This is a genomic window from Caldimonas hydrothermalis, from assembly GCF_056746695.1.
Genome location: NZ_JBWQXA010000009.1, coordinates 1 through 23,050, shown reverse-complemented (window position 1 = coordinate 23,050; position 23,050 = coordinate 1). Strand labels below are relative to the sequence as shown.

At 67.0% G+C, this 23,050-nt stretch carries 22 protein-coding genes; 11 read left to right on the top strand and 11 right to left on the bottom strand.

Features of this window, described 5'->3' with window-relative positions; genetic code table 11:
- Positions 1-2: 2 nt before the first annotated feature.
- Complete coding sequence (locus AC1ECW_RS11945) at positions 3-1,154, bottom strand: efflux RND transporter periplasmic adaptor subunit (RefSeq protein WP_481201914.1); 1,152 nt, start codon at positions 1,152-1,154, stop codon at positions 3-5.
- A 185-nt stretch (positions 1,155-1,339) separates the two neighbouring features.
- Between AC1ECW_RS11945 and hpnC the strand changes: the two genes are divergently transcribed.
- From hpnC to AC1ECW_RS11925, 4 genes are read left to right on the top strand one after another with little or no spacing between them, the layout of a single operon-like run.
- Entirely contained in the window at positions 1,340-2,176 is an 837-nt protein-coding gene (hpnC, locus tag AC1ECW_RS11940; RefSeq protein WP_481201913.1) for a squalene synthase HpnC, read from the top strand.
- Positions 2,173-3,009 carry a presqualene diphosphate synthase HpnD gene (gene hpnD / locus AC1ECW_RS11935; protein WP_409708911.1) on the top strand — a complete coding sequence of 279 codons (837 nt, stop codon included), beginning with the start codon at positions 2,173-2,175 and terminating at the stop codon, positions 3,007-3,009. Before hpnC ends, hpnD begins: the two co-directional genes overlap by 4 nt.
- Positions 3,010-3,011: 2 nt before the next feature.
- Positions 3,012-4,295, top strand: coding sequence for a hydroxysqualene dehydroxylase HpnE (hpnE, locus tag AC1ECW_RS11930; RefSeq protein ID WP_481201912.1), 1,284 nt, complete (start codon positions 3,012-3,014; stop codon positions 4,293-4,295).
- Positions 4,296-4,338: 43 nt separating this feature from the next.
- The gene (locus AC1ECW_RS11925) at positions 4,339-5,106 is read left to right on the top strand and encodes an IclR family transcriptional regulator (RefSeq protein WP_409708917.1); all 768 of its coding nucleotides are present in this window, start codon (positions 4,339-4,341) and stop codon (positions 5,104-5,106) included.
- A gap of 34 nt (positions 5,107-5,140) precedes the next feature.
- On the opposite strand, the gene pbpG is transcribed toward AC1ECW_RS11925, so the two are convergent.
- From pbpG to AC1ECW_RS11890, 7 genes are all read right to left on the bottom strand, one after another.
- Complete coding sequence (pbpG, locus tag AC1ECW_RS11920) at positions 5,141-6,223, bottom strand: D-alanyl-D-alanine endopeptidase (RefSeq protein ID WP_481201957.1); 1,083 nt, start codon at positions 6,221-6,223, stop codon at positions 5,141-5,143.
- A gap of 176 nt (positions 6,224-6,399) precedes the next feature.
- Entirely contained in the window at positions 6,400-7,941 is a 1,542-nt protein-coding gene (locus tag AC1ECW_RS11915; RefSeq protein ID WP_481201911.1) for a 2-isopropylmalate synthase, read from the bottom strand.
- Between the two features lie 175 nt (positions 7,942-8,116).
- Positions 8,117-8,941 (bottom strand): CDP-diacylglycerol--serine O-phosphatidyltransferase, encoded by an 825-nt coding sequence (pssA, locus tag AC1ECW_RS11910; protein ID WP_409706140.1) that lies wholly within the window; start codon positions 8,939-8,941, stop codon positions 8,117-8,119.
- The gene (locus tag AC1ECW_RS11905) at positions 8,941-9,582 is read right to left on the bottom strand and encodes a phosphatidylserine decarboxylase (protein WP_481201910.1); all 642 of its coding nucleotides are present in this window, start codon (positions 9,580-9,582) and stop codon (positions 8,941-8,943) included. The genes pssA and AC1ECW_RS11905 overlap by 1 nt, the downstream gene beginning before the upstream one ends.
- An 83-nt stretch (positions 9,583-9,665) precedes the next feature.
- A complete protein-coding gene (gene ilvC / locus AC1ECW_RS11900) occupies positions 9,666-10,682 on the bottom strand; it encodes a ketol-acid reductoisomerase (protein ID WP_409706146.1) in 1,017 nt (338 codons plus the stop codon).
- Between the two features lie 38 nt (positions 10,683-10,720).
- Positions 10,721-11,212, bottom strand: a complete 492-nt coding sequence (ilvN, locus tag AC1ECW_RS11895) for an acetolactate synthase small subunit (RefSeq protein WP_019560315.1) — start codon at positions 11,210-11,212, stop codon at positions 10,721-10,723.
- Between the two features lie 156 nt (positions 11,213-11,368).
- Positions 11,369-13,153, bottom strand: coding sequence for an acetolactate synthase 3 catalytic subunit (locus AC1ECW_RS11890; protein WP_409706149.1), 1,785 nt, complete (start codon positions 13,151-13,153; stop codon positions 11,369-11,371).
- 232 nt (positions 13,154-13,385) lie between these two features.
- Here AC1ECW_RS11890 and AC1ECW_RS11885 point away from each other — a divergent pair, with 232 nt between their 5' ends.
- Genes AC1ECW_RS11885 through AC1ECW_RS11860 form a run of 6 tightly spaced genes read left to right on the top strand, consistent with a single transcriptional unit; the run spans position 13,386 to position 16,728 of the window.
- Entirely contained in the window at positions 13,386-13,952 is a 567-nt protein-coding gene (locus AC1ECW_RS11885; RefSeq protein WP_409706152.1) for an RNA polymerase sigma factor, read from the top strand.
- A complete protein-coding gene (locus AC1ECW_RS11880) occupies positions 13,949-14,389 on the top strand; it encodes a DUF3619 family protein (protein ID WP_481201909.1) in 441 nt (146 codons plus the stop codon). Before AC1ECW_RS11885 ends, AC1ECW_RS11880 begins: the two co-directional genes overlap by 4 nt.
- Positions 14,386-15,156 (top strand): DUF3106 domain-containing protein, encoded by a 771-nt coding sequence (locus AC1ECW_RS11875; protein ID WP_409706158.1) that lies wholly within the window; start codon positions 14,386-14,388, stop codon positions 15,154-15,156. The genes AC1ECW_RS11880 and AC1ECW_RS11875 overlap by 4 nt, the downstream gene beginning before the upstream one ends.
- Entirely contained in the window at positions 15,153-15,701 is a 549-nt protein-coding gene (locus tag AC1ECW_RS11870; RefSeq protein WP_481201908.1) for an RDD family protein, read from the top strand. The genes AC1ECW_RS11875 and AC1ECW_RS11870 overlap by 4 nt, the downstream gene beginning before the upstream one ends.
- Before the next feature lie 37 nt (positions 15,702-15,738).
- Positions 15,739-16,125, top strand: a complete 387-nt coding sequence (locus AC1ECW_RS11865) for a diacylglycerol kinase (protein ID WP_481201907.1) — start codon at positions 15,739-15,741, stop codon at positions 16,123-16,125.
- A 12-nt stretch (positions 16,126-16,137) separates the two neighbouring features.
- Positions 16,138-16,728 carry an LOG family protein gene (locus tag AC1ECW_RS11860; protein ID WP_481201906.1) on the top strand — a complete coding sequence of 197 codons (591 nt, stop codon included), beginning with the start codon at positions 16,138-16,140 and terminating at the stop codon, positions 16,726-16,728.
- Positions 16,729-16,775: 47 nt separating this feature from the next.
- Here the strand turns inward: AC1ECW_RS11860 and glnK are convergent, their stop codons facing one another.
- Both glnK and AC1ECW_RS11850 read right to left on the bottom strand, forming a co-directional pair.
- A complete protein-coding gene (gene glnK / locus AC1ECW_RS11855; protein ID WP_409706170.1) occupies positions 16,776-17,114 on the bottom strand; it encodes a P-II family nitrogen regulator in 339 nt (112 codons plus the stop codon).
- Between the two features lie 36 nt (positions 17,115-17,150).
- Positions 17,151-18,848, bottom strand: a complete 1,698-nt coding sequence (locus AC1ECW_RS11850; RefSeq protein WP_481201905.1) for an NAD+ synthase — start codon at positions 18,846-18,848, stop codon at positions 17,151-17,153.
- Between AC1ECW_RS11850 and AC1ECW_RS11845 the strand changes: the two genes are divergently transcribed.
- The gene (locus tag AC1ECW_RS11845; RefSeq protein WP_409706176.1) at positions 18,849-20,048 is read left to right on the top strand and encodes a GNAT family N-acetyltransferase; all 1,200 of its coding nucleotides are present in this window, start codon (positions 18,849-18,851) and stop codon (positions 20,046-20,048) included.
- On the opposite strand, the gene AC1ECW_RS11840 is transcribed toward AC1ECW_RS11845, so the two are convergent.
- Complete coding sequence (locus tag AC1ECW_RS11840; RefSeq protein ID WP_481201904.1) at positions 20,038-22,704, bottom strand: M16 family metallopeptidase; 2,667 nt, start codon at positions 22,702-22,704, stop codon at positions 20,038-20,040. The two genes, AC1ECW_RS11845 and AC1ECW_RS11840, sit on opposite strands and share 11 nt — an antisense overlap.
- Positions 22,705-23,050 lie beyond the last annotated feature (346 nt).

Here is a 23,050-nt window from a genome sequence, read left to right as displayed (position 1 = left end):
GCTCAGGGGGTGTTGGGCGATGTGGCGGCCACAGCGCCAGATGGGGCCGTCGATGCCGCCGGCATGGTCGCCTCGTGGTAGATCCTGACGCGCTGCCCCGGGTTGAGGACATGCACGCCCGCGGTCACGACCATCTGGCCCGGCGCCAGTCCGCTGCGGATGACCACTTCGTTGCCGTCCGCCCCGGCCAGTTCCACGGGATGCAGGTTCACCGTCATGGTGTCGGGGTCGAGCACCCACACCTGGGTACGACCCTGGTGCTCGCGCAGGGCCGACAGCGGCAGCTTGGCCACACCGGCCTGGGCCGGGCCCTCGATCACCACGGTGGCGGTGCGCCCCAGCGGTACCAATGCCTTGCCCAGATCCGCCTTGACCGTGTAGGTGCGCGTGACCGGATCGGCCGCCGCCGCCACCTCGCGGATGCGCGCCTCGATGCTGCGCCCCTCCTGTCCCCACAGGTGCACCTGCACCGGCGTGCTGGCCGCAGCCAGCGCACGCAAGGCTTCGAGCCGGTCCTCGGGCACGGCGAACACGGCATCTCGCGGGCCGTCGTGTGCCAGCCGAAGCACCGGGGTCCCGGCACCCAGCACCATGCCGGGTTCGGCTTCGATACCGGTGACGACACCCGGCACATCGGCCACCAGCTTGGCGTAGGCCGCCTGGTTGCCCTGCACGTTCGCCTGCGCCTGGGCCTGAGCCCATTGGGCCCGTGCCGCCTTGAGGGCCGTCTCGCGGCGCTCCAGTTCGGCCGAACTGATGAAGCCCTGGGCCCGCAACTCGGTGAAGCGCCTGAAGTCAGCCTCGGCCTGCTCGAGGTTGGCCTGGGCCGCCGACACAGCGGCACGCGCGGCCTGCTCGCCCAAACGCAGATCCTGGGCGTCCAGCAGGGCCAGCACCTGGCCGGCACGTACCGTGTCACCCAGATTCACGTGGCGTTGCACCATCTTGCCGGCCACCCGGAAGCCCAGCCGCGACTCGGTGCGGGCCCGCACCTCGGCTGCGTATTCCTGCCTGCCGGTCGCCGACTGCGGGGCCAGCGTCAAAGTGCGCACGGCCCGCACCGGCTCCTGCGGCGGCGGCGAAGGAGAGCAGCCCGCCAGCAACCCCAAGGCTGCAGCGAGGACGATGGCAAGGGGGGACGAGGGCGTGGACATCAGGGGGGCCTTGTGCACAAAGAGATCGCCGGCCGTCCCGCGCAGCTCTGCGAGGCGCGGCAAGGACTGGGAACGGACACCGGCAATTTACTGACTGACCGGTCAGTACTCTAGGTTCAGGCTGGCGCGATGTCAAGACGCCGCCACGCATCAGCCCCACCCCAAAGGCGTGGACAATCGCCCCCGTGAGCGTGGACCACTATGAAAACTTTCCCGTGGCGTCCTGGCTGTGCCCCCCCGCACTGCGCCCGGCCGTCTCTGCCCTGTACTGGTATGCCCGCACGGCCGACGACCTGGCCGATGAGGGCCGCCGCAGCACCGCACAACGCCTGGCCGACCTGGCCGCCTATCGCCGCGACCTGGCCGCCACGGTGGCCGGGCAGGCGGCATCCGAGCGCTGGCCCCAGGTCTTCGGCCCCCTGGGAGAAGCCCTGGCTCGCCACCGCTGGCCGGTGAGCCTGCTCGAGGACCTGCTCTGCGCCTTCGAGCAGGACGTCGTCAAGCACCGCTATGTGGACCGGCAGGAACTGCTGGACTACTGCCGGCGTTCGGCCAACCCCATCGGGCGGCTGCTGCTGCATCTGCTGAACATCGATGACGAGGCCTCGCTGCGCCAGTCCGACGCCCTGTGCACGGCCTTGCAGCTCATCAACTTCTGGCAGGATCTGGGCGAGGACACCGCACGCGGCAGGCTGTACATCCCGCTGGAGGACTGTGCCCGCCACCGGGTCCCCCCGGCCTCGCTGCTGGCCCGGCATGAGACGCCGGCCACCCAGGCCCTGGTGCGCGACATGGCCGAGTGGGCCCGTGGCCTGATGCACGAGGGCGCCCCCTTGGTGCACCGCGTGCACGGACGTTTCGGCTGGGAGCTGCGCCTGGTCGTGCAAGGCGGGCTGCGCATCCTTGAGAAAATCCGCCGCCTCGACTACGCCACCCTTCACACCCGCCCCGTGTTGCACCGCCTCGATGCCCCGATCCTGCTGTGGCGTGCTGCCCGGATGCCTCGCTTGCCAGCCCCATGACCCCCCAGCAATACGTCCAGGACAAGGCCGCGGCCAGCGGGTCGAGCTTCTACTACGCTTTCCTCTTCTTGCCGCCCGCGCGCCGCGCCGCCATCACCGCCTTCTACGCCTTCTGCCGGGAGGTCGACGACGTGGTCGACGAAGTGAGCGATCCCGGTGTCGCGCGGGCCAAGCTCGGCTGGTGGCGCCAGGAGATTGCCGAGTCCTTCGCGGGACGCCCGAGCCACCCGGTGATGCAGGCCCTGATGCCACACGCCGCGGCCTACGGGATCCGCGCCGAGCACCTGCTGGCCGTCATCGAGGGCTGTCAGATGGACCTCGACCAGACCCGCTACCTCGACTACGCTGGTCTGCAGCGCTACTGCCACCTCGTGGCTGGCGTGGTCGGCGAGGTGGCCAGCGGCATCTTCGGGCGCACTGAAGCGGGCACCATCGACTACGCGCACCGGCTGGGCCTGGCGCTGCAACTGACCAACATCATCCGCGACGTGGGCGACGACGCACGCCGTGGCCGCATCTACCTGCCGGTCAGTGAACTCCAGCAGTTCGACGTGAAGGCCCACGAGATCCTGAACCGCGTCTACAGCGATCGCTTCACGGCCCTGATGCGCTTCCAGGCCGAGCGGGCCCACCGCTGCTATGACGAGGCCCTGGCCCTGCTGCCATCGGCCGACCGGGCCTCACAGAAACCCGGCCTGATGATGGCCAACATCTACCGCACCCTGTTGCGCGAGGTGGAATCCACTGGCTTCCAGGTGCTGCACCAGCGCATTGCGCTCACGCCGGTGCGCAAGCTGTGGATCGCCTGGCGCACCCATTGGCGGGGACGCTGAGCATGACCCGCCGCCTGGCAGTGATCGGTGCCGGCTGGGCCGGCTGCGCGGCAGCCGTGCAGGCCGTGGACGAAGGCTTCGATGTCACCCTCTACGAGATGGCCTCCCGCCTGGGAGGCCGCGCCCGCCGGGTGGACATCGAGGGCGCAGCGCTGGACAATGGCCAGCACATCCTGATCGGCGCCTACACGGAATGCCTGCGGCTGATGCGCCAGGTGGGCGTGCGCACGACGCTGGACCTGCTGCGCACCCCGTTGCAGTTGGTTCATGCCGACGGCAGCGGCCTGCGGCTATCCCCCGGCCGCCCCGTGCCGGCGCTGCTGAACGCCATCATGCACCACACCGGATGGCCCCTGGGCGAACGCCTGGCCCTGCTGCGCTGGGCCGGCCTGTGGGCCTTGCGCCGCTTCCGTTGCGACGCGGCCCTCACCGTGGCGCAGTTGTGCGCCGGCCTGCCCTCGCGGGTGCGCGAAGAACTGATCGACCCGTTGTGCGTGGCCGCTCTGAACACGCCGGCGGGACGCGCCAGTGCCGCTGTCTTCCTGCGCGTGCTGCGCGATGCGCTGGGCTCGGGGCCCGGCGGCAGCGACCTGCTGTTGCCGCGCACCGACCTCAGCGCCCTCTTTCCCGAGCCGGCCGCCCGCTGGCTCGAAGCCGCCGGCGCGCGCGTGCGACGCGGTCATCGAGTGGTCGCGCTGGACCGCCGCGGGGCCACGTCCTGGCAGGTCGATGGCGACCCTTATGACGCAGTGATCCTGGCATGCCCGCCCGGCGAGGCGGCCCGACTGGCACGCCCCCACGCCGCGACGTGGGCAGACCGGGCGGACAGCCTGCGTTTCGAACCCATCGTGACGGTCTATGCCCATGCGGCGGGCGCCCGGCTGCCGCTGCCCATGCTCGCATTGCGCAGCAGCGACACCGCCCCGGCCCAGTATGTGTTCGACCGCGGCCGGTTGGGTGGCCCCACCGGCCTGCTCGCCTTCGTGATCAGCGGTGCCGGCCCCTGGGTGGCCCGGGGCCTGGACGCCACCGCCCAGGCCGTCCACGACCAAGCCAGTCGCGAGCTGTCTCGCTACCTTCGGCCTCCCCTGCGGCTGATGCGCACCCTCGTCGAGAAGCGCGCCACCTTCCTGTGTGAACCGGGCCTGCAGCGCCCGCCGTCGGCCATCGCGCCCGGGCTCTGGGCGGCTGGCGACCACGTGGACGGCCCCTACCCCGCCACCCTGGAAGGCGCCGTGCGTGCGGGGGTCGCCGCCGCTCGGTCGGCCGCCGGCTCCCCCTCTTGATTTCGCCATGCAAAAACTTGTCGTTTCAGGAGACAATCACGGCATGAGAAAGTCCGACGGCCACACCCCCACCATCCAGGTCCTGGAGCGCATGTTCGCTTTGCTGGACGTGCTGGCTGCCCACCAGGACCCGGTTTCGCTGAAGGAAATCAGCGCCCAGACCGGGCTGCACCCCTCCACGGCCCACCGCATCCTGAACGACCTGGCGACCGGACGCTTCGTCGACCGGCCCGAGGCCGGCAGCTACCGGCTGGGCATGCGCCTGCTGGAACTGGGCAATCTCGTGAAGGCTCGCCTGGACGTGCGTGATGCCGCCCTCGGGCCGATGCGTGAACTGCACAAGCTCACACACCAGCCGGTCAATCTCTCGGTCCGCCAGGGCGATGAAATCGTCTACATCGAACGCACTTACAGCGAGCGTTCGGGCATGCAGGTGGTGCGTGCCGTCGGGGGCCGCGCTCCCCTGCACCTGACCTCCGTCGGCAAGCTCTTCCTGGCCCAGGACGACGCCCAGCGCGTGCGGGCCTATGCCACCCGCACCGGACTGGCGGGCCACACCCGCAACAGCATCACCGATCTGGGCACGCTTGAACGTGAACTGGCCAGGGTGCGCCAGTTCGGCTACGCGCGCGACAACGAGGAACTCGAGTTGGGAGTGCGTTGCATGGCCGCCGGCATCCGGGACGATCAGGGCAAGCTGGTCGCGGGCCTGTCGATCTCCGCCCCGGCCGATCGCCTCGAGGACACTTGGCTCGAACGCCTGCAGTCCACGGCCGCCCAGATCTCGGCAGCCCTGGGCTATCGCGGCTGAGGTCGGACCACGCCTTGCCCGATCCAGTGGGCACTCAGGACGTCACACGCGGGGTGCCTTCGGCCCCCAAGCCCTCGGAAGCGCCCACCCCCTGCTCCAGCAGCCAGCGGCGCACCCGTTCGGCATCGCCGAGCCGGGAGAAGCGCCCCGCCGAATCGAGAAAGACCATGATGAGCTTGCGTCCGGCCAGCTCGGCCTGCATCACCAGGCAACGGCCGGCCTCGGCGATGTAGCCCGTCTTCTGCAGGCCGATCTCCCAGCTCGGATTGAAGACCAGGCCATTGGTGTTGCGGTAGTGCAGTTGCCGCTTGCCCACCACCACCTGGTACTCGGGCGAGGTCGACAACTCCCGGATCAAGGGCACGTCATAGGTGGCCTTCACCAGGACGGCCAGGTCGCGGGCGCTGGACTGGTTTCGGCTGGACAGGCCCGTCGGTTCGACGAAACGGGTGTCATGCATGCCCAGTTCCCGGGCCTTGCGGTTCATCGCAGCGACGAAGGGGCCCAGGCCGCCCGGATAGTGACGCCCCAGCGCATGGGCCGCGCGGTTCTCCGAGGACATCAGCGCCAGATGCAGCATCTCTTCGCGGCTCAGGCGGGTCCCCACGGCCAGCCGGGAACGGCTGCCCTTTTCGGTATCGATGTCCTCGCGCGTGATGGTCAGCATCTCGTCCAGCGGCTGCCCGGCCTCGATCACCACCAGGGCCGTCATCAGCTTGGTGAGCGATGCGATCGGCAGCACGGCCTGGGGGTTCTTGCTGAACAGCACTTCTTCGGTGTCCTGGTCGAGCACCAGAGCAACGCTGGACTTCAGATCCAGGGGATCGTCCACAGCATGCAGCCCGAACGCCTGCCCGTAGGAAACGCGCGAGGTCGCGGAAGCCGCCGTGACACGCTGCACCACGGGACGCTTGGCCGCCACCGAGGACCGGCCGGCCGACACCGGCGGGCGCGAGCGCGCCACGGAACGGCTGCTGCGCTGCGCCGACCGGGCCACAGACTTCTTGCCCGGCGATTCCGCCACGGCGCGCTTGCTGGCCGAAGCCGTCGGACGCTTGCCACCGTCCTGGGCCGCCAGCAGCGGCCCGGGCGCGCACAGACCCACCACCAGGGCCATCCCGGCCACCAGCCCCTGCCACACCCTTGCCCAAACCGCTCGCGTCACTGCCCAACTCCCGCAGTCATGGACGGCGAGTGTAGGCGATCAGAAAAAGACGCGCAAGATCAAAAACTTACGTACTATTTCTCAAGTTCCACTGAAAACGTGACGCCCAGGAGCACCAGGTCTAAGGGTCAACCCTGAGCCGCCACACGCTCGTTCTTGCTGTGCAGCTTGTTCAGCGCGGCGAGATAGGCCTTGGCCGAGGCCACCACGATGTCCGGATCGGCCCCCACGCCGTTGACCACCCGTCCGCCATGCTGCAGGCGGATCGTCACCTCCCCTTGCGATTCCGTGCTGCCCGACGTGATGGCATTGACCGAATACAGCAGCATCTCGGCCCCGCTTTGCACGTGGGCCTCGATGGCCTTCAGGCTGGCATCCACTGGGCCATTACCGTCGCTTTCGCCATGGAATTCCCGATCCCCGGCGGCGAAGACCACCTTGGCATGGGGGCGCTCACCTGTCTCCGAGTGCTGGGACAGAGCCAGCAGGCGGTAGTGTTCCTGCTCGTTGGTCACGCTCTCGTCGCCCACCAGCGCGATGATGTCCTCGTCGAAGATCTCGCTCTTGCGATCGGCCAGCTCCTTGAACTTGGCAAACGCCGCATTGATCTCGGCCTCGGATTCCAGCTCGATACCCAGCTCCTGGAGGCGCTGCTTGAAGGCATTGCGCCCCGAGAGCTTGCCCAACACGATCTTGTTGGCCGTCCAGCCCACGTCCTCCGCGCGCATGATCTCGTAGGTGTCGCGGGCCTTGAGCACACCGTCTTGGTGGATGCCCGAGGCATGCGCAAAAGCATTGGCCCCCACCACGGCCTTGTTGGGCTGAACGACAAAGCCCGTGGTCTGCGACACCAGCCGCGAAGCCGGCACGATCTGCGTGGTGTCGATCCCCACCTCCAGCCCGAAGTAATCGCGGCGCGTGCGCACGGCCATCACGACTTCCTCGAGCGAGCAGTTGCCGGCGCGCTCGCCCAGGCCGTTGATGGTGCACTCCACCTGACGCGCCCCGCCGATCTGCACGCCGGCCAGCGAATTGGCCACCGCCATCCCCAGGTCGTTGTGGCAATGCACCGACCAGACGGCCTTGTCGGAGTTCGGGATGCGCTCGCGCAGGGTCTTGATGAAGTTGCCGTACAGCTCGGGCACCGCATAGCCCACCGTGTCGGGAATGTTGATGGTGGTGGCCCCCTCGTCGATCACGGCCTCCAGCACACGACACAGGAAGTCGATCTCCGAGCGATAGCCGTCCTCCGGCGAGAACTCCACGTCACCGCACAGATTGCGCGCAAAGCGCACGGCCAGCCGGGCCTGCTCGTACACCTGCTCCGGCGTCATGCGCAGCTTCTTCTCCATGTGCAGCGGGCTGGTGGCGATGAAGGTGTGGATGCGCGCCGAGGCGGCGCCCTTCAGGGCTTCGGCCGCGCGGCTGATGTCGCGGTCGTTTGCACGCGCCAGCGAGCACACGGTGGAGCCCTTGATGTGGTCGGCGATCGTCTTGACCGCCTCGAAGTCGCCGTTGGACGACGCGGCGAATCCGGCCTCGATCACGTCCACGCGCAAGCGCTCGAGCTGGCGTGCGATGCGCAGCTTCTCGTCCTTGGTCATCGAGGCGCCAGGGGACTGCTCGCCGTCGCGCAGCGTGGTGTCGAAGATGATCAGCTTGTCGGCCATGATGGGCTCCGTGAGGATGCGATGCAGTGGAAACGAAACGGCCCGCGGGCTGAGAGCGCTGGCGGGCCGTACGTGCTGGAAACCGTTGACGAAGACGATCAGCGTGCCCGCGGCACTCCTAGAGGTAGCGACAGGATCGTCAGGAACGGAACCATGATGAGCAATATAGCACCGTTCAGCGGTGCAGCCCCTGCTCGTCGGGCTCGTCGGTGGACACAGCGATCACGCTGACGGGCTTGCCCTTGGCCTTGCGGTAGGCATAGACCCCGTAGCCCGAAAAGCCGTAGACCACGAACAACGCGAACAGCACGGCCGGCGGGTGATAAGCGATCAGCGCAAAACCCAAGGCGATGGCGACCACCACCACGAAGGGCACGCTGTGCCGGAAGCTCACGTCCTTGAAGCTGTAGAAGGGCACGTTGGTGACCATGGTCAACCCGGCGTACAGCGTGAGCGCGAACGCCCCCCAGGTCAGCCAGTCGATGCGCGAGGCCCCGCGGTAGCCCAGGTCGTCCATCACCCAGATGAACCCCACCACCAGCGCCGCCGCCGCCGGGCTGGGCAGCCCCTGGAAGAAGCGCTTGTCGACCACCGAGATGTTCGTGTTGAAGCGTGCCAGGCGCAAGGCCGCACCGGAGCAGTAGACGAAGGCCGCGATCCAGCCCAGCTTGCCCAGGCCCTTGAGCGCCCACTCGTACATGATGAGCGCCGGCGCAGCGCCGAAGGACACCATGTCCGACAGGCTGTCCATCTGCTCGCCGAAGGTGCTCTGGGTGTTGGTCATGCGCGCCACGCGCCCATCCAGGCTGTCCAGCACCATCGCACAGAAGATGCCGACGGCCGCCAAGTCGAAACGATTGTTCATCGCCATCACGATGGCGTAGAAGCCCCCGAACAGCGCGGCCAGCGTGAACAGATTGGGCAGAATGTAGATGCCCTTGCGACGCGGACGGGGTGCGTCCTCGTGCAGGGGATCGGCGGTTTCCGTCGTCTCGTTCATCACTGCGGGAGCACGGCCAGGATGGTGGAAGTGGCCGCCACCTTGTCGCCAGGGGCCACGCGCGGCGTGGCATCGACCGGCAGGTAAACGTCCACTCGGGAGCCGAAGCGGATGAAGCCGTAGCGCTGCCCCTTCTCCACCACATCGCCAGGCTTCACGTAGCACAGGATGCGTCGGGCGATCAGTCCGGCCACCTGCACCAGCGTCACGGTGTGCGCGCCCGACTCGATCACCACGGCATTGCGCTCGTTTTCCGTCGAGGCCTTGTCCAGGTCAGCGTTGATGAACAGCCCCGGGAAATATTGCACTTTCGCAACGCGGCCATCCACGCTGATGCGATTGGAGTGCACATTGAAGACATTCATGAACACGCTGATGAGCAGCGCATCACGGTCGGCATAGGGATCACGCACCTTTTCAACCTTGACGATGCGACCATCAGCCGGCGACAGCACCGCGCCCGGATCGTCCGGAACCGGCCGGGGCGGATCGCGGAAGAACTGCACCACGAAGGCCAGCGCCAGCCAGCACAGAAAAGCCGGGAAGCCCGGCACGAAGAAGGAGGCAAAGACCGCCAAGAAAAAGGCGATGGCGATGAAAGGCCAGCCTTCCTTCGCGAGAAAGGGATGGGGATAGTTCATGGGCGCGAGGATACAACAGCCCGACGAGAAAAAAAGCCGCGAGGAAACCCCTCGCGGCTCGATCCGGCCAGAGGCAACGCCGCTCAGTTCTTGGACTGGTCGACCAGGCGGTTCTTGCGGATCCAGGGCATCATCGCGCGCAACTGCTCGCCCACCACCTCGATCGGGTGCTCGGCGGTCAGACGGCGGCGCGACAGCAGCGTTGGCGCGCCCGCCTTGTTCTCCAGGATGAAGCTCTTGGCGTACTCGCCGGTCTGGATGTCCTTCAGGCACTGGCGCATGGCCTGCTTGGTCTGCTCGGTGATCACGCGCGGACCGGTGACGTATTCGCCGTACTCGGCATTGTTCGAAATCGAGTAGTTCATGTTGGCGATACCGCCTTCGTAGATCAGGTCCACGATGAGCTTGAGCTCGTGCAGGCATTCGAAGTAGGCCATTTCGGGGGCATAGCCGGCTTCCACCAGCGTTTCGAAGCCGGCTTTGATCAGCTCCACCGTGCCACCGCACAGCACCGCCTGTTCACCAAACAAATCGGTCTCGGTCTCTTCGCGGAAGCTGGTCTCGATGATGCCCGCCTTGCCGCCGCCATTGGCCGCCGCGTAGCTCAGCGCCAGGTCGCGGGCCTTGCCGCTCTTGTCGGCATGCACAGCGATGAGATGAGGCACGCCACCGCCTTGGGTGTAGGTGGAGCGCACGGTGTGGCCCGGCGCCTTGGGCGCGACCATCCACACGTCCAGATCCTCGCGGGGGACCACCTGCCCGTAATGCACGTTGAAACCATGCGCGAAGGCCAGCGAGGCCCCCTGCTTGAGGTGAGGCTCGACATCGTTCTTGTACACGCTGGCGATCTGCTCGTCGGGCAGCAGGATCATCACCACGTCGGCGGTCTTCACCGCCTCGGCGATCTCGGCCACTTTCAGGCCGGCCTTTTCGGCCTTGGCCCAGGAAGCGCCGCCGCGGCGCAGGCCGACGGTCACCTTCACGCCGCTGTCGTTGAGGTTCTGAGCATGGGCATGGCCTTGCGAGCCATAGCCGATGATGGTGACGTTCTTGCCCTTGATCAGGCTCAGGTCGGCGTCCTTGTCGTAGTAGACCTTCATGGTGTTCTCCAGGTTGTCCGGGGGGGTGGTTCGGTGGATCAGACGCGCAAAATCCGCTCACCGCGGCCGATGCCGCTGGTGCCGGTGCGCACGGTCTCGAGGATGGCGGTGCGCTCGATGGCCTCGATGAAGGCGTCGAGCTTGGCGGCGTCGCCGGTCAGTTCGATGGTGTAGGTCTTCTCGGTGACGTCGATGATGCGTCCTCGGAAGATGTCGGCCATGCGCTTCATCTCCTCGCGCTCCTTGCCCACCGCGCGCACCTTGATGAGCATGAGCTCGCGCTCGGTGTAGCTGCCTTCGGTCAAGTCCACCACCTTCACCACTTCGATCAGGCGGTTCAGATGCTTGGTGATCTGCTCGATCACGTCATCCGATCCCGTGGTGACGATGGTCATGCGCGACAGCGACGGGTCTTCCGTCGGCGCCACGGTGAGGCTTTCGATGTTGTAGCCGCGGGCCGAAAAGAGGCCCACCACGCGGGAGAGGGCGCCGGCCTCGTTCTCCAGCAGCACTGCAATGATGTGTTTCATGGGTCGTTGTTCGCGCTCTTCAGGCCGACGGCGGTAACCGGCGGCCCTTGGCCACGTCCTTCGAAGGGGTGATTGTCGTTGCGGAGCCGTTCGCCACGTCCGGCCGGCGCCTGACGCCACGCGGCAACGTGGCGCCCTTGCCGGCCTTGCCGTGGGTCACAGGTCTTCGGAGCCCAGCAGCATCTCCGTGATGCCCTTGCCCGCCTGGACCATGGGCCAGACGTTCTCGGTCGGATCGGTGCGCACGTCCAGGAAGACCGTGCGGTCCTTCAGGCGCATCATCTCGCGCAGCGCCGGCTCCACCTCCGAGGGCTTCTCGATCTTCATCCCCACATGGCCATAGGCCTCGGCGAGCTTGACGAAGTCGGGCAGCGCGTCCATGTAGCTGTGCGAGTAGCGGCCGCCGTAATCGAGCTGCTGCCACTGGCGCACCATGCCCAGGTAGCGGTTGTTCAGCGAGATGATCTTGACCGGCGTCTGGTACTGCTGACAGGTGGAGAGCTCCTGGATGCACATCTGGATGGAGCCCTCGCCGGTGATGCAGAACACGTCGGCATCCGGCTTGGCCAACTTGATGCCCATCGCATAGGGCAGGCCCACGCCCATGGTGCCCAGGCCCCCGGAGTTGATCCAGCGGCGCGGCTCGTCGAAGCGGTAGAACTGGGCCGCCCACATCTGGTGCTGGCCCACGTCGGAGGTGATGTAAGTCTCGCGGCCGCGGGTCATTTCCCAGAGCTTCTCGACCACGAACTGGGGCTTGATGACTTCGTCGGAGTGCTTGTACTTCAGGCACTCGCGCTTGCGCCATTCGTTGATCTGGCCCCACCAGGCCGCCAGCGCCTGGGCGTCGGGCCGGGTCTGGGCCTCGCGGATCTGAGCGATCAGTTCCTGCAGCACGTCCTTCACGTCGCCCACGATGGGGATGTCGACCTTCACCCGCTTCGAGATGGACGAGGGGTCGATGTCGACGTGGATGATCTTGCGTTCCACAGAGGCAAAGTGCTTGGGATTGCCGATCACGCGGTCGTCGAAACGCGCGCCCACGGCCAGCAGCACATCGCAGTTCTGCATGGTCATGTTGGCCTCGTAGGTGCCGTGCATGCCCAGCATGCCCAGGAAGCGCGGATCGGTGGCCGGGAAGGCGCCCAGGCCCATCAGCGTGTTGGTGCAGGGATAGCCCAGCAGGTCGACGAGCTCGCGCAGCTCGGCCGAGGCATCGCCCAGGATCACACCGCCGCCGGTGTAGATGTATGGCCGCTTGGCCTGCATCAGCAGTTGCACGGCCTTGCGGATCTGTCCGCCGTGGCCTTTGCGCACCGGGTTGTACGAGCGCATCTCCACGCGCTCGGGGTAGTGGAACTCGGCCGTCTTGAGCGACACGTCCTTGGGCACGTCCACCACCACCGGGCCGGGGCGGCCGGTGCGCGCGATGTGGAAGGCCTTCTTCATCGTCGCGGCCAGGTCCTTGACGTCCTTGACGAGGAAGTTGTGCTTGACGATCGGGCGCGTGATGCCCACCGTGTCGCATTCCTGGAAGGCATCCAGGCCGATGGCCGGCGTAGGCACCTGCCCCGTGATGATCACCATGGGGATGGAATCCATGTAGGCCGTGGCGATGCCGGTGATGGCATTGGTGACGCCCGGCCCCGAGGTAACCAGCGCGACCCCCACTTCGCCGGTGGCGCGGGCATAGCCGTCGGCGGCGTGCACGGCCGCCTGCTCATGGCGCACCAGCACGTGCTGGATGGTCTCCTGCTTGTACAGCGCGTCGTAAATGTAGAGGACGGCCCCTCCGGGGTAGCCCCAGATGTACTTCACGCCCTCGGCCTGGAGACAGCGCACCAGGATGTCGGAGCCGTTGAGTTCCTGACGGGAGGATTGCGGGGATGGCGCGCCATCGGAGGCGGCAGCGCGCTTGTGTTCCGCGGCAGACATGTCCATATGTCGAACCTTTCTGAATTTCTCTGACGAAAAACGATCGGTGCCCCTTTCCACGCCCTCGTGAGGCGGGTGTGGAGCCTGCGCGGTCATGAACGAGGCGCCCGGGTCGGGCGTCCGAGTCGAGACCCAATGTTGTGCAGGGCAGCATTATGACATTGCCGCGACGCACCGGCGCAGGGCGATGCGATAATTTCTGATTGTTTTCCGAGCGCGCCTGATCCGGCACTGTCCCTTGGCGACCGAACAAGAACTCAGCGACTTCCTCAAGGGGGCCGACAAGCGCGCCTTCAAGCGTGTCGTCTACGCGGTGCGCGATACCGATGCCGCGCTGGACATCGTGCAAGACGCCATGATCCGGCTGGCCGAGAAGTACGGCGACCGCCCGGCGGCCGAACTGCCGCTGCTCTTTCAGCGCATTCTGTCCAACGCCACCACGGACTGGTTCCGCCGGCAGAAGGTGCGCACGACAGTGATGCAGTCCTTTTCCGACCTCGAAGGGCATGATGGCGATGATGCGGTCGACCTGCTCGACACGCTCGAGGCGCTGCAGGCCACGCAGGGCACGGAAAGTGCTGCGGACGCGCTGTCGCGCAGCCAGGTGCTCCAGGCCATCGATGCCGAGGTGCAGAAGCTGCCACCGCGTCAACGGGAGGCATTTTTGATGCGTTACTGGGAAGAGTTCGACGTCGCCGAGACGGCTTCGGTGATGGGCTGCTCCGAAGGCAGCGTCAAGACACATTGTTCGCGCGCGGTGCATGCCCTGGCCCGCGCCCTCAAGGCCAAGGGGATCGTGCCATGAACCCAAACACCCTTCACCCGGCCGAGATCGAGGTCCTGGAAGCACGCCTGGGCCTGCGCATCGCGGCCCGACTGTCCGAGGTCGATGTGCCGGCCGACGTCAGTGAGCGCCTGCGGTTTGCGCGCACGCAGGCGCTGGCGCGCCGCCGCACCGCCGCGGCCGGGACCCTCCTGCCCATGGGCGCCGGCGGCACCGCCGTCCTGGGACACGGCAGCCGGACGAACCGCGATGGCCCGTCCTGGTGGGCGGCTGCGCTGGGCAGCCTGCTCCCGTTGCTGGCCCTGCTCGCCGGGTTGGCCCTGATCGAAGATTGGCACGCCGAGCGGCAGATCCGCCTGGCCGCCGAGATCGACGCGACCCTGCTGACCGACGACCTGCCCCCGGCCGCCTATGCCGACCCAGGCTTTCTGGAGTTCCTGAAGACCCCGCGGGAATGATGCGACGGACGGCCTCTTCCCTGGCTGGTGTGCTGACCGCCCTGCTGTGTGCCGCGGCGGGCGGGTGGGTCGCCGGCCTGCCCATGCCGGCACTGGCGCAGGCCACCGCCTCTGACGGCCCGCGCTGGAGCCGCCTGAGCCCGGCTCAGCAGGAGGCTCTCGCCCCCTTGCGCAGCGAATGGAACCGCCTGGATGGCGCTCGCAAACGTAAGTGGCTCGAGATCGCCGAACGCTTCCCCCGCATGAGCGAGGACGATCGGCGGCGTGTCCACCAGCGCATGCTTGAGTGGGTGCAGCTGTCGCCACAGCAGCGCACCCAGGCACGCATCAATTTCCAGTCCATCCATGAACTGCCGCCCGCTGAACGACTGAATCGCTGGGAAACCTATCAGGCGCTGTCGCCCGAGGAGCGTCGGGCCCTGGCCGCGCAGGCGCGTACGTCCGGGCCCGCCACGCGCCCCTCTTCCGAGCGCAGGAGCCTTGGGCGCGAGCGAACCGGCCTGGTGCCCCCTCCGGCGGCCAGCCGGGTAGCACCACAGCCCGTGACCCCCACCACGGCCCAGGTCCGCCCGGGCGCCACGACCATCCCGATCACCCAGCAGCCGATGCCACCGTGGCATCAGCAGGCCGGGCTGCCGAAGATCGCCACCTCCCCGGGCTTCGTCCATCCGAAGACCCTGCTGCCCTTGGCAGGCCCCCAAGGCGCCGCTGTCGTCGTGCCACCGAGCCGCAGCGCAGCCCCCACCACCCGTCCGAACGTCCCTTGAGCACGAATCTTTTCGCCCCTCCACGAACTCGCGCCCTTGCGCCCGCCGCCGCGCCAACGCTGCGCCGTCGCCTGGCCTGCCTGACCTACGAGACTGTGCTGCTGTTCGGCGTCGTGATGATCACCGGGCTCGTCTATGGCGTGGCAACGGGGCAACGCCACGCCCTTGACGGCCGCCTCGGGTTGGGCTTGTTCGTAACGACCGTGCTGGCGCTGTACTTCATCTGGTGCTGGACGCGCAGCGGGCAGACCCTGCCGATGCAGACCTGGCGCATCCGCCTGGAAGGCCCCGACAGCCGCCCCCCGGGCCTGGCCCGGGCCCTGGGCCGCTTCGTCTGCGCCTGGGTCTGGGTTCTGCCCGGCTTGGGCCTGGCCCATCTCCTGGGCTGGACCGGCAGCGGCTGGACCGTCTTCGCGGCCCTGGCAGGCTGGGTGCTCATCTACGCGTTTCTGAGCGGGCTGCGTGCCGACCGCCAGTTCTGGCATGACGCCTTGTGCGGCACCCGGCTGGTCCTCGTGCCACCCCCTAGGCGTGCCGGCTCCTGACATCGGTCGGCCACGACGGGGCGGCACAATCGGATCCATGACCAACCCGCACAAAGGCCGAACCGGCTTGGATCGCATCCTGCATGCCCTGCGCCACTCCCTGGACGGCCTGCGAATGGCCTACCAGGGCGAAAGCGCCTTCCGCCAGGAGTTCTGGCTGGCCGTCGTGATGGTGCCCGCGGCGTTCTGGTTGGGCCGCGACTGGGTCGAGACTGCCGTGCTGGCCGGTTCGGTGGTGCTGGTGCTGATCGTCGAACTGCTCAACTCTGGCATCGAGGCGGCCATCGACCGTGTCTCCTACGAGATGCACGAGCTGTCCAAGCGGGCAAAAGATGTCGCCAGCGCCGCCGTGCTGCTGTCGCTGCTGCTGTGCGCCGCCATCTGGGCGAGCGCCCTCCATGCCCGCTTCGCCGACCTCCTCTGAAACACCACCTCCATGAGCCCACCCACCTTCTCCCTGTGCGTGTACTGTGGCTCACGCCCTGGCGTGGACCCCGCGTTCGCCGACGCCGCCCATGCACTGGGTCGCCACTTGGCTCGCGCCGGCGCTCGTCTGGTCTATGGCGGAGGGCGAGTCGGTCTGATGGGCATCGTGGCCGATGCCTCGCTGGCCGAAGGAGGCACCGTGATCGGCGTCATCCCGCAGACCTTGATGGACCGGGAGGTCGGCCATCGCGGCCTGACCGAACTGCACGTGGTGCAGACCATGCACGAGCGCAAACGACTCATGGCCGAGCAGGCCGACGCGTTCCTGGCGCTACCGGGAGGTATCGGCACCTTCGAGGAGCTCTTCGAGGTCTGGACCTGGCGACAACTGGGCTACCACGACAAGCCCATCGGCCTGCTCAACGTGGGCGGCTACTACGACAAGCTGGCGTCCTTCCTCGCCCACACGGTAGAGCAGGGCTTCCTGAGTCTGGCACAGCTTGGTGTCCTCGAGGTGGGGACCGATCCCGCTGAACTGCTGCGGCGCCTGATGCACCAGGCCTGCCACGCCACCGCACCGGACGACTATCGACGCATCTGAAAGCCCCCGGCCCGCCCCGGGGTGGCCCACTGGGGCGTCGCGAACATTCAGATGGCCGCGTCGTCGGTCTCGCCCGTGCGGATGCGAACCACCTGCTCCACCGGTGTCACGAAAATCTTCCCGTCGCCGATCTTGCCCGTCTTGGCCGCCTTCACGATGGCCTCGATGCAGCGATCGACATCGTCGTCCTTGATCACCACCTCGACCTTCACCTTCGGCAGGAAGTCCACCACATACTCAGCGCCGCGGTAGAGCTCGGTGTGACCCTTCTGACGCCCGAAGCCCTTGACTTCGGTGACCGTCAGGCCCGTCACGCCCACATCGGCCAGGGCCTCACGCACCTCCTCGAGCTTGAAGGGTTTGATGATGGCGGTGATCTGCTTCATGGGTGCTCCGTGGTTCCTAGGTTCGATGCGAGTAGTTTACGCGCGGAACTTCGAGGTGATCGGATAGCGCCAGTCCCTGCCGAAGGCACGGTGGGTGATGCGGATGCCCACCGGCGCCTGGCGGCGCTTGTACTCGTTGATCTTCAGCAGCCGTGTGACCCGCTCGACATCCTCTCGCGCATAGCCGGCCGCCACGATCTCCTCGATGCCCTGGTCATCCTCCATGTAGCGCTGCATGATCGCATCCAGCACCTCGTAGGGCGGCAGGCTGTCCTGGTCGGTCTGGTCGGGCCGCAGCTCAGCCGATGGCGGCCGCGTGATGATGCGCTCGGGAATCACCGGTCCGATGCTGCCGTCGGCCCGAGGCGTGGGCTGCTCATTCTTCCAGCGCGCCAGGCGGTAGACCAGGGTTTTGGCCACATCCTTGATCACCGCAAAACCGCCAGCCATGTCGCCATACAGCGTGCAATAGCCGGTGGCCATCTCGCTCTTGTTGCCCGTGGTCAGCACGATGCTGCCGTGCTTGTTCGACAAGGCCATCAGCAGTGTTCCGCGCACGCGGGCCTGGATGTTCTCCTCGGTCGCATCCTCGGCCAGCCCTGCAAACTCGGTGGCCAGCGCGGACTTGAAGGCCTCGAACATCGGCGTGATCGAGAATTCGTCGTAGCGCACCCCCAGGCGCTGCGCCATGTCGCGTGCATCGAGCCACGACATCGGCGCCGTGTAGGGCGAGGGCATCATCACCGCGCGCACCTTGTCAGCTCCAAGCGCATCGACGGCCACCGCCAGCACCAGCGCCGAATCGACGCCGCCGCTCAAACCGATGATGGCACCGGGAAAACCGTTCTTGCCCACGTAGTCTCGCACGCCCGTGACCAAGGCAGCCCAGACCTGAGCCTCCAGCGGAGGCAGCGGGTGCACCTCGCCGCGAATCCCCGAAGACGTGACCTCCAGCACCAGCAGATGTTCCTCGAACATCGGGGCACGGGCCTTCACCGTGCCATCGGCATCGATCGCGAAGGAGGCCCCATCGAACACCACCTCGTCCTGACCGCCCACTTGGTGGGCATAGATGAGTGGCAGGCCGCAGGCACGCGAGCGCTCGGCCATGCGCTGCTCGCGCTCATGGACCTTGCCCAGATGGTAGGGAGACGCATTGAGCACCAGCAGCACCTGGGCTCCGGCCTGTTGTGCACTGCGTGCCGGCTCGGCAAACCAAGCGTCCTCGCAGATGTTCAGGCCAAAGCGCACCCCCTGCACCTCGAACACCACGGGCCCCAACCCCAGCTCGCGCCCCGAAACGAAATAGCGCCGCTCGTCGAAGACCTGGTAGTTGGGCAGCTCCCGCTTGGCGTAGGTGGCCTGCACCTTTCCCCCCGCCAACACCGAGGCCGCGTTCACGCGCTGCGGCACGATCACGGACTTGGTCCTAAGATCCCCTGAACCAGACCCGGCCCGTGGATGCCCGACGACCACATGCAAGCCCTCCAGATCGGCCAGGCGCACCGCGCACTGCTGCAAGGCCTCCTCGCAGGCCTGCAGAAAGGCCGGCCGCAGCAGCAGATCCTCCGGCGGATAGCCGCACAGCGACAGCTCCGGCGTCACCAGCAGGCGCACCCCTTGTGCGTATGCCTGGCGAGCGAGGGCCTCGATGCGGGCCACGTTCCCGGGGAGATCTCCCACCCACGGATTGAACTGCGCTACCGCAACCTTCACGACGGCGTGTGTTGACATATGCAGGAAGAATTCAGTCCATCCGATTATGTCATCCGGGTCGTCGAAGACCCTTCGGAGATCGACGGCCCGGCCTGGGATGCGCTCATCGACGGCCTGCCAGGCGGCACGCCCTTCCTGCGCCACGCCTACCTGGCCGCCTTGCACCGATCCGGCAGCGCCACGGCGCACACCGGCTGGCTGCCCCAATACCTCACCCTGTGGCGCTACGGTGAGTTGCAAGGGGCCTGCCCGGCCTATCTGAAGTCGCATTCCTATGGAGAGTACGTCTTCGACTGGGCCTGGGCCGAGGCGCATGAACGCCATGGGCTGCCCTACTACCCCAAGCTGACCGCAGCCGTGCCTTTCACACCGGTGCCCGGTCCGCGCCTGCTGGCACGCAACACCGACACACGGCGCATCCTGCTGCGCGCCCTGCGCCTGAAGGCCGAACAGCTCGGCTTGTCGTCGGTCCATGTGCTCTTCCTATCGGAAGACGACGTGGTCGCGGCACGGTCCGAGGGCTGGCTGCTGCGCAGCAGCGTGCAGTTTCATTGGCACAACCGTCAAGCGCAGCCTTACGGAAGTTTTGAAGAGTTCCTGGCCGATCTGCACCGCGACAAACGCAAGAAGATCCTCCAGGAGCGGCGCCGTGTCGCCGATGCCGGCGTGGCGTTCGAGGTACGGGCCGGTCGCGAGATCGCCGAGGCCGACTGGGACTTCTTCTACCGCTGCTACCTGGCCACCTACCGCGCCCACCACTCCACGCCCTATCTGACGAGGGCCTTCTTCTCCGAGGTGGCTGCGACGCTGCCCGAGCACTGGCTGATGTTCATCGCACGACGCGATGGGCGTCCCATTGCCACCTCACTGCTCGCCCTGAATCCATCACAGGGCCTGGCCTATGGCCGCTACTGGGGCAGTCTGGAACCTCTGGCCTGCCTGCACTTCGAGGCCTGCTACTACCAGCCGCTCGCCTGGTGCATCGCGCGAGGCTACCGCCGCTTCGAGGGTGGGGCCCAGGGCGAACACAAGATGGCCCGCGGGCTGCGGCCGGTGACCACGCAGTCGGCCCATTGGTTGAGCCAGCCCGCCTTTGCTGAGGCGGTCGCCCGCTTTCTGGACCGGGAGGCTCTGGGCCTGGCCGCCTATATGGACGAATTGCGCGAGCGCGACCCTTTTCGCGCGATCCCCCACCAGGGAACCCGCCTCACTCCCTGAAGTCGCCGGCAGCCGCCCAGACGAAGCGCTCCGGCCTCAGGTACTTGCGCACCACCGCGTTCACCTCCTGCAGGCTCAGCTGCGCAATGCGCTCGTCCACAGCCTGGGAAACGGCGAAACGCCGCCCCAGCCGCAGGTTCTCGGCCAGTGCCGCGGTCAGATGACCATCCTGTGCACGGGACAAATGCCGCAGCGCCAGCAGCCCCTTGCGACCCGCCTCGAGCTCATCGGGCGTGAACCCCCCGGTGAGCACACGTGCGAACTCCTCATCGATCGCCCGTCGCACACGGCCAAGATTCTCCGGCGCGAAGATCACCGACAGTGACCAGACCGAATGCGGTTCCCAGGCGCTCCATTCCACATAGGTCTGGATCCCGTAAGACAGGCCCTCGGTCTCGCGGACCCGGGTCCACAACCGCGAACTGCCTCCTTGGCCAAGCAGGTAGTTCGCCAGCATCAAGGCCGGATAGTCTGGATCGCTATCGTTCAAGGGCAGCGGCAAACTGGCCCGCAGGTAGGCATTGCGCTGGTCTGGCGTGCGAAGGCGCTCGAAGCCCGGCTCGACCGTCACCATCGGACGCGGCACCCGCAGATAGGGTCCAGGGCTCTTCCATCCTCCCAGATGCGTGCGCAGGGCCTGCGTCACCGCCTGCTCGTCGAAGTCCCCCACGGCCGAGAACTGGGCAAACGACGCCCCGTAGAAGCGGCGGTGGAACGCCCGAACCTGTTCGATTTCCACGGCACGCACCCGGTCCATCTGGGTCGCCAGCGTGGGCACGTGCCGCACATCGTCTTCGGGATAAGGATGAAGCCGTCGCAGCACCGCGTTGTCCGCCAGCTCCTCCGGCGAGCGATGGGCCTCCTCCAGGCTCGCGAGCCATTGCCGCTTCACCTCGTCGAGCGCCGTGGCGTCCAGGGCGGGTTCGCGCAGCATCTCGGCCACGATCCCCACCAGAGCCGGCAAGTGTTCGCGCACCGTGCGCAAGGCCACACTGACGCCCCCAACGACTTCATGCACCGAGACGTCCGCACGCAACCGGTCCAGTTCATCGGCCAAGGCCTGGCGGGGCCGGTGCCTCGTCCCCTTGTCGAGCAATGCCGCCACCAAGGCGGCCACCTCGGCCTGCCCCCGCAGGTCCTGCACCGTACCGAAACGCAGATCCAGACGGGCATGCACGAGCTGTCCCCGCGTGGCCTTGGACAGCAAGGCCGCCTGCAATCCGTCGGTGACGGCCACCACCCGGGTGCGTGCGTCGATGTTTGCCGGCGAGGCCTCGAAGGTCGGCACCGCGGCCAGGCGCGAATCCCCGCGGTAGTCTTGGAGCATCCCGGCCACGTCGACGCGCCGGGGTTCGGGGGCACGTCGCAGCTCCTGCGTCGGCACATACCGCGCCACCGTCCGGTTGTCGCGCCGCAGATACTGTTCGGCCACCCGTTGCACCTGCTCAAGCTGCAGGTCGCGCATGCGGTCACGGGTCAGGAAGAACAGTCGCCAATCCCCCTGGGCAATCGACTCCGACAACGCGACCCCCACCGTCTCCGCATTGGCAAACGACAGCTCCCATTGCTTGAGCCAGCGCGCCTTGGCACGCTCCAGCTCCGAAGCCGTGATCGGATGGACGACCAGACCCTCGATCTCCTTCAGCATCATGCGCTCGGCCTCGATCAGGTCTTCCTCGGACTGCAACTGCAAGCCGAACAGCGCATACCCGGGATCCGCCAGTCCCTGCGTGAAGGCAAACGCGGCCGCCGCCTGCGACGTCTCCACCAGCGCACGATGCAGCCGTCCCCCTGGGCTGTCACCCAGGATGAGTGCCAGCGCACGCATCGCCGCATGATCCGGATGAGGGCCCGGCGGCACATGGTAGAGCGCATAGACCAGGGGCACGCCACCCGGGCGACGCAGCACGACCTCGCGCTCACCGTCCTGCACCGGGTCGAGCGTCGGCGCCGCCGGCAGCGGATGCTCCGGTTTCGGGATCGGTCCGAAAGACTCCTGGATCCAGGCCAAGACCTGCGCCGGGTCGAACAAGCCTGAGACGATCAAGGTTGCATTGTCCGGGCGGTAGTGTGTCCGATAGAAGCGTCGCAAGGCTGCGATGTCGACGTTTTCGATGTCGCTCCTCGCACCGATCGTGCTCTTGCCATAGTTGTGCCAGAGGTACATCGTCGACAGGCCGCGCTCGAGCAGCACCCGCCCGGCGTCGTTCTCCCCCATCTCCATCTCATTGCGCACCACCGTCATCTCGGCTTCCAGCGCGCTGCGCGCCAACGTCGCATTCACCATCGCGTCGGCCAGCCATCCCAGGTACCAACGCAGGTTGTCCTCGTTGCTGGCGAAACTGGCGAAGTAATTGGTGCGGTCGTACCACGTCGAGCCGTTGGCCCTCAGACCCCGGCGGCTGAACTCGGCCCAGGCCTCCGGATAACGCTCGCTGCCTTTGAACAACAGATGCTCCAGGAGATGGGCCATGCCTGTCTCCCCGTAGTTTTCGTGACGCGAGCCCACCCGCACGGTCAGATTAACGGTGGTGGTGGGCTTGCCTCCATCGGGCGCCAGCAAGATCTGCAGTCCATTGGCAAGCCGGTACTCGGCAATGCCTTCGATCTGGGTGATTCTCTTGACTGGCCCCGCGATCGGTTCGGCCCAGGCCATCGGCGCCCAGGCTGTCAGGCATGTCAAGACCGCTGCCAGCCCAAAGCGCAAGACATCAAGCACAGTGCGGGAAATCATCTGGGGGTTTCACGAGGCGGTTTGACAAGGCACATCGGGGCTGTGAACCGCCTCGTGCCCGATGGTTCCGCTCGAGGCGGTGCCAAGAGGGTCACGATTGCACACCACCTTTCGCGCTTGCCGAAGCATTGATCGAATTCCGGCTGATCAAAAACAAACCCCCACCGCCTTGGTAGGTGGTGGGGGTTGGAGGGATGTAGCCTGACGATGACCTACTTTCACACGGGAGACCGCACTATCATCGGCGCTGAGGCGTTTCACTGTCCTG

Excerpts from the sequence above, each read along its gene's own strand:
- pssA (WP_409706140.1), bottom strand. The coding sequence starts at position 8,941 with ATGAACGAGACGACGGAAACCGCCGATCCCCTGCACGAGGACGCACCC.
- AC1ECW_RS11860 (WP_481201906.1), top strand. The coding sequence starts at position 16,138 with ATGAGCCCACCCACCTTCTCCCTGTGCGTGTACTGTGGCTCACGCCCT.
- AC1ECW_RS11915 (WP_481201911.1), bottom strand. The coding sequence starts at position 7,941 with ATGGCCGACAAGCTGATCATCTTCGACACCACGCTGCGCGACGGCGAG.
- AC1ECW_RS11880 (WP_481201909.1), top strand. The coding sequence starts at position 13,949 with ATGAACCCAAACACCCTTCACCCGGCCGAGATCGAGGTCCTGGAAGCA.
- AC1ECW_RS11840 (WP_481201904.1), bottom strand. The coding sequence starts at position 22,704 with ATGGCCTGGGCCGAACCGATCGCGGGGCCAGTCAAGAGAATCACCCAG.
- AC1ECW_RS11850 (WP_481201905.1), bottom strand. The coding sequence starts at position 18,848 with ATGTCAACACACGCCGTCGTGAAGGTTGCGGTAGCGCAGTTCAATCCG.
- AC1ECW_RS11925 (WP_409708917.1), top strand. The coding sequence starts at position 4,339 with ATGAGAAAGTCCGACGGCCACACCCCCACCATCCAGGTCCTGGAGCGC.
- pbpG (WP_481201957.1), bottom strand. The coding sequence starts at position 6,223 with ATGGCCCTGGTGGTGGGTCTGTGCGCGCCCGGGCCGCTGCTGGCGGCC.
- hpnD (WP_409708911.1), top strand. The coding sequence starts at position 2,173 with ATGACCCCCCAGCAATACGTCCAGGACAAGGCCGCGGCCAGCGGGTCG.
- AC1ECW_RS11905 (WP_481201910.1), bottom strand. The coding sequence starts at position 9,582 with ATGAACTATCCCCATCCCTTTCTCGCGAAGGAAGGCTGGCCTTTCATC.
- AC1ECW_RS11945 (WP_481201914.1), bottom strand. The coding sequence starts at position 1,154 with ATGTCCACGCCCTCGTCCCCCCTTGCCATCGTCCTCGCTGCAGCCTTG.
- hpnE (WP_481201912.1), top strand. The coding sequence starts at position 3,012 with ATGACCCGCCGCCTGGCAGTGATCGGTGCCGGCTGGGCCGGCTGCGCG.
- AC1ECW_RS11875 (WP_409706158.1), top strand. The coding sequence starts at position 14,386 with ATGATGCGACGGACGGCCTCTTCCCTGGCTGGTGTGCTGACCGCCCTG.
- AC1ECW_RS11890 (WP_409706149.1), bottom strand. The coding sequence starts at position 13,153 with ATGGACATGTCTGCCGCGGAACACAAGCGCGCTGCCGCCTCCGATGGC.
- AC1ECW_RS11845 (WP_409706176.1), top strand. The coding sequence starts at position 18,849 with ATGCAGGAAGAATTCAGTCCATCCGATTATGTCATCCGGGTCGTCGAA.
- AC1ECW_RS11865 (WP_481201907.1), top strand. The coding sequence starts at position 15,739 with ATGACCAACCCGCACAAAGGCCGAACCGGCTTGGATCGCATCCTGCAT.
- ilvN (WP_019560315.1), bottom strand. The coding sequence starts at position 11,212 with ATGAAACACATCATTGCAGTGCTGCTGGAGAACGAGGCCGGCGCCCTC.
- ilvC (WP_409706146.1), bottom strand. The coding sequence starts at position 10,682 with ATGAAGGTCTACTACGACAAGGACGCCGACCTGAGCCTGATCAAGGGC.
- glnK (WP_409706170.1), bottom strand. The coding sequence starts at position 17,114 with ATGAAGCAGATCACCGCCATCATCAAACCCTTCAAGCTCGAGGAGGTG.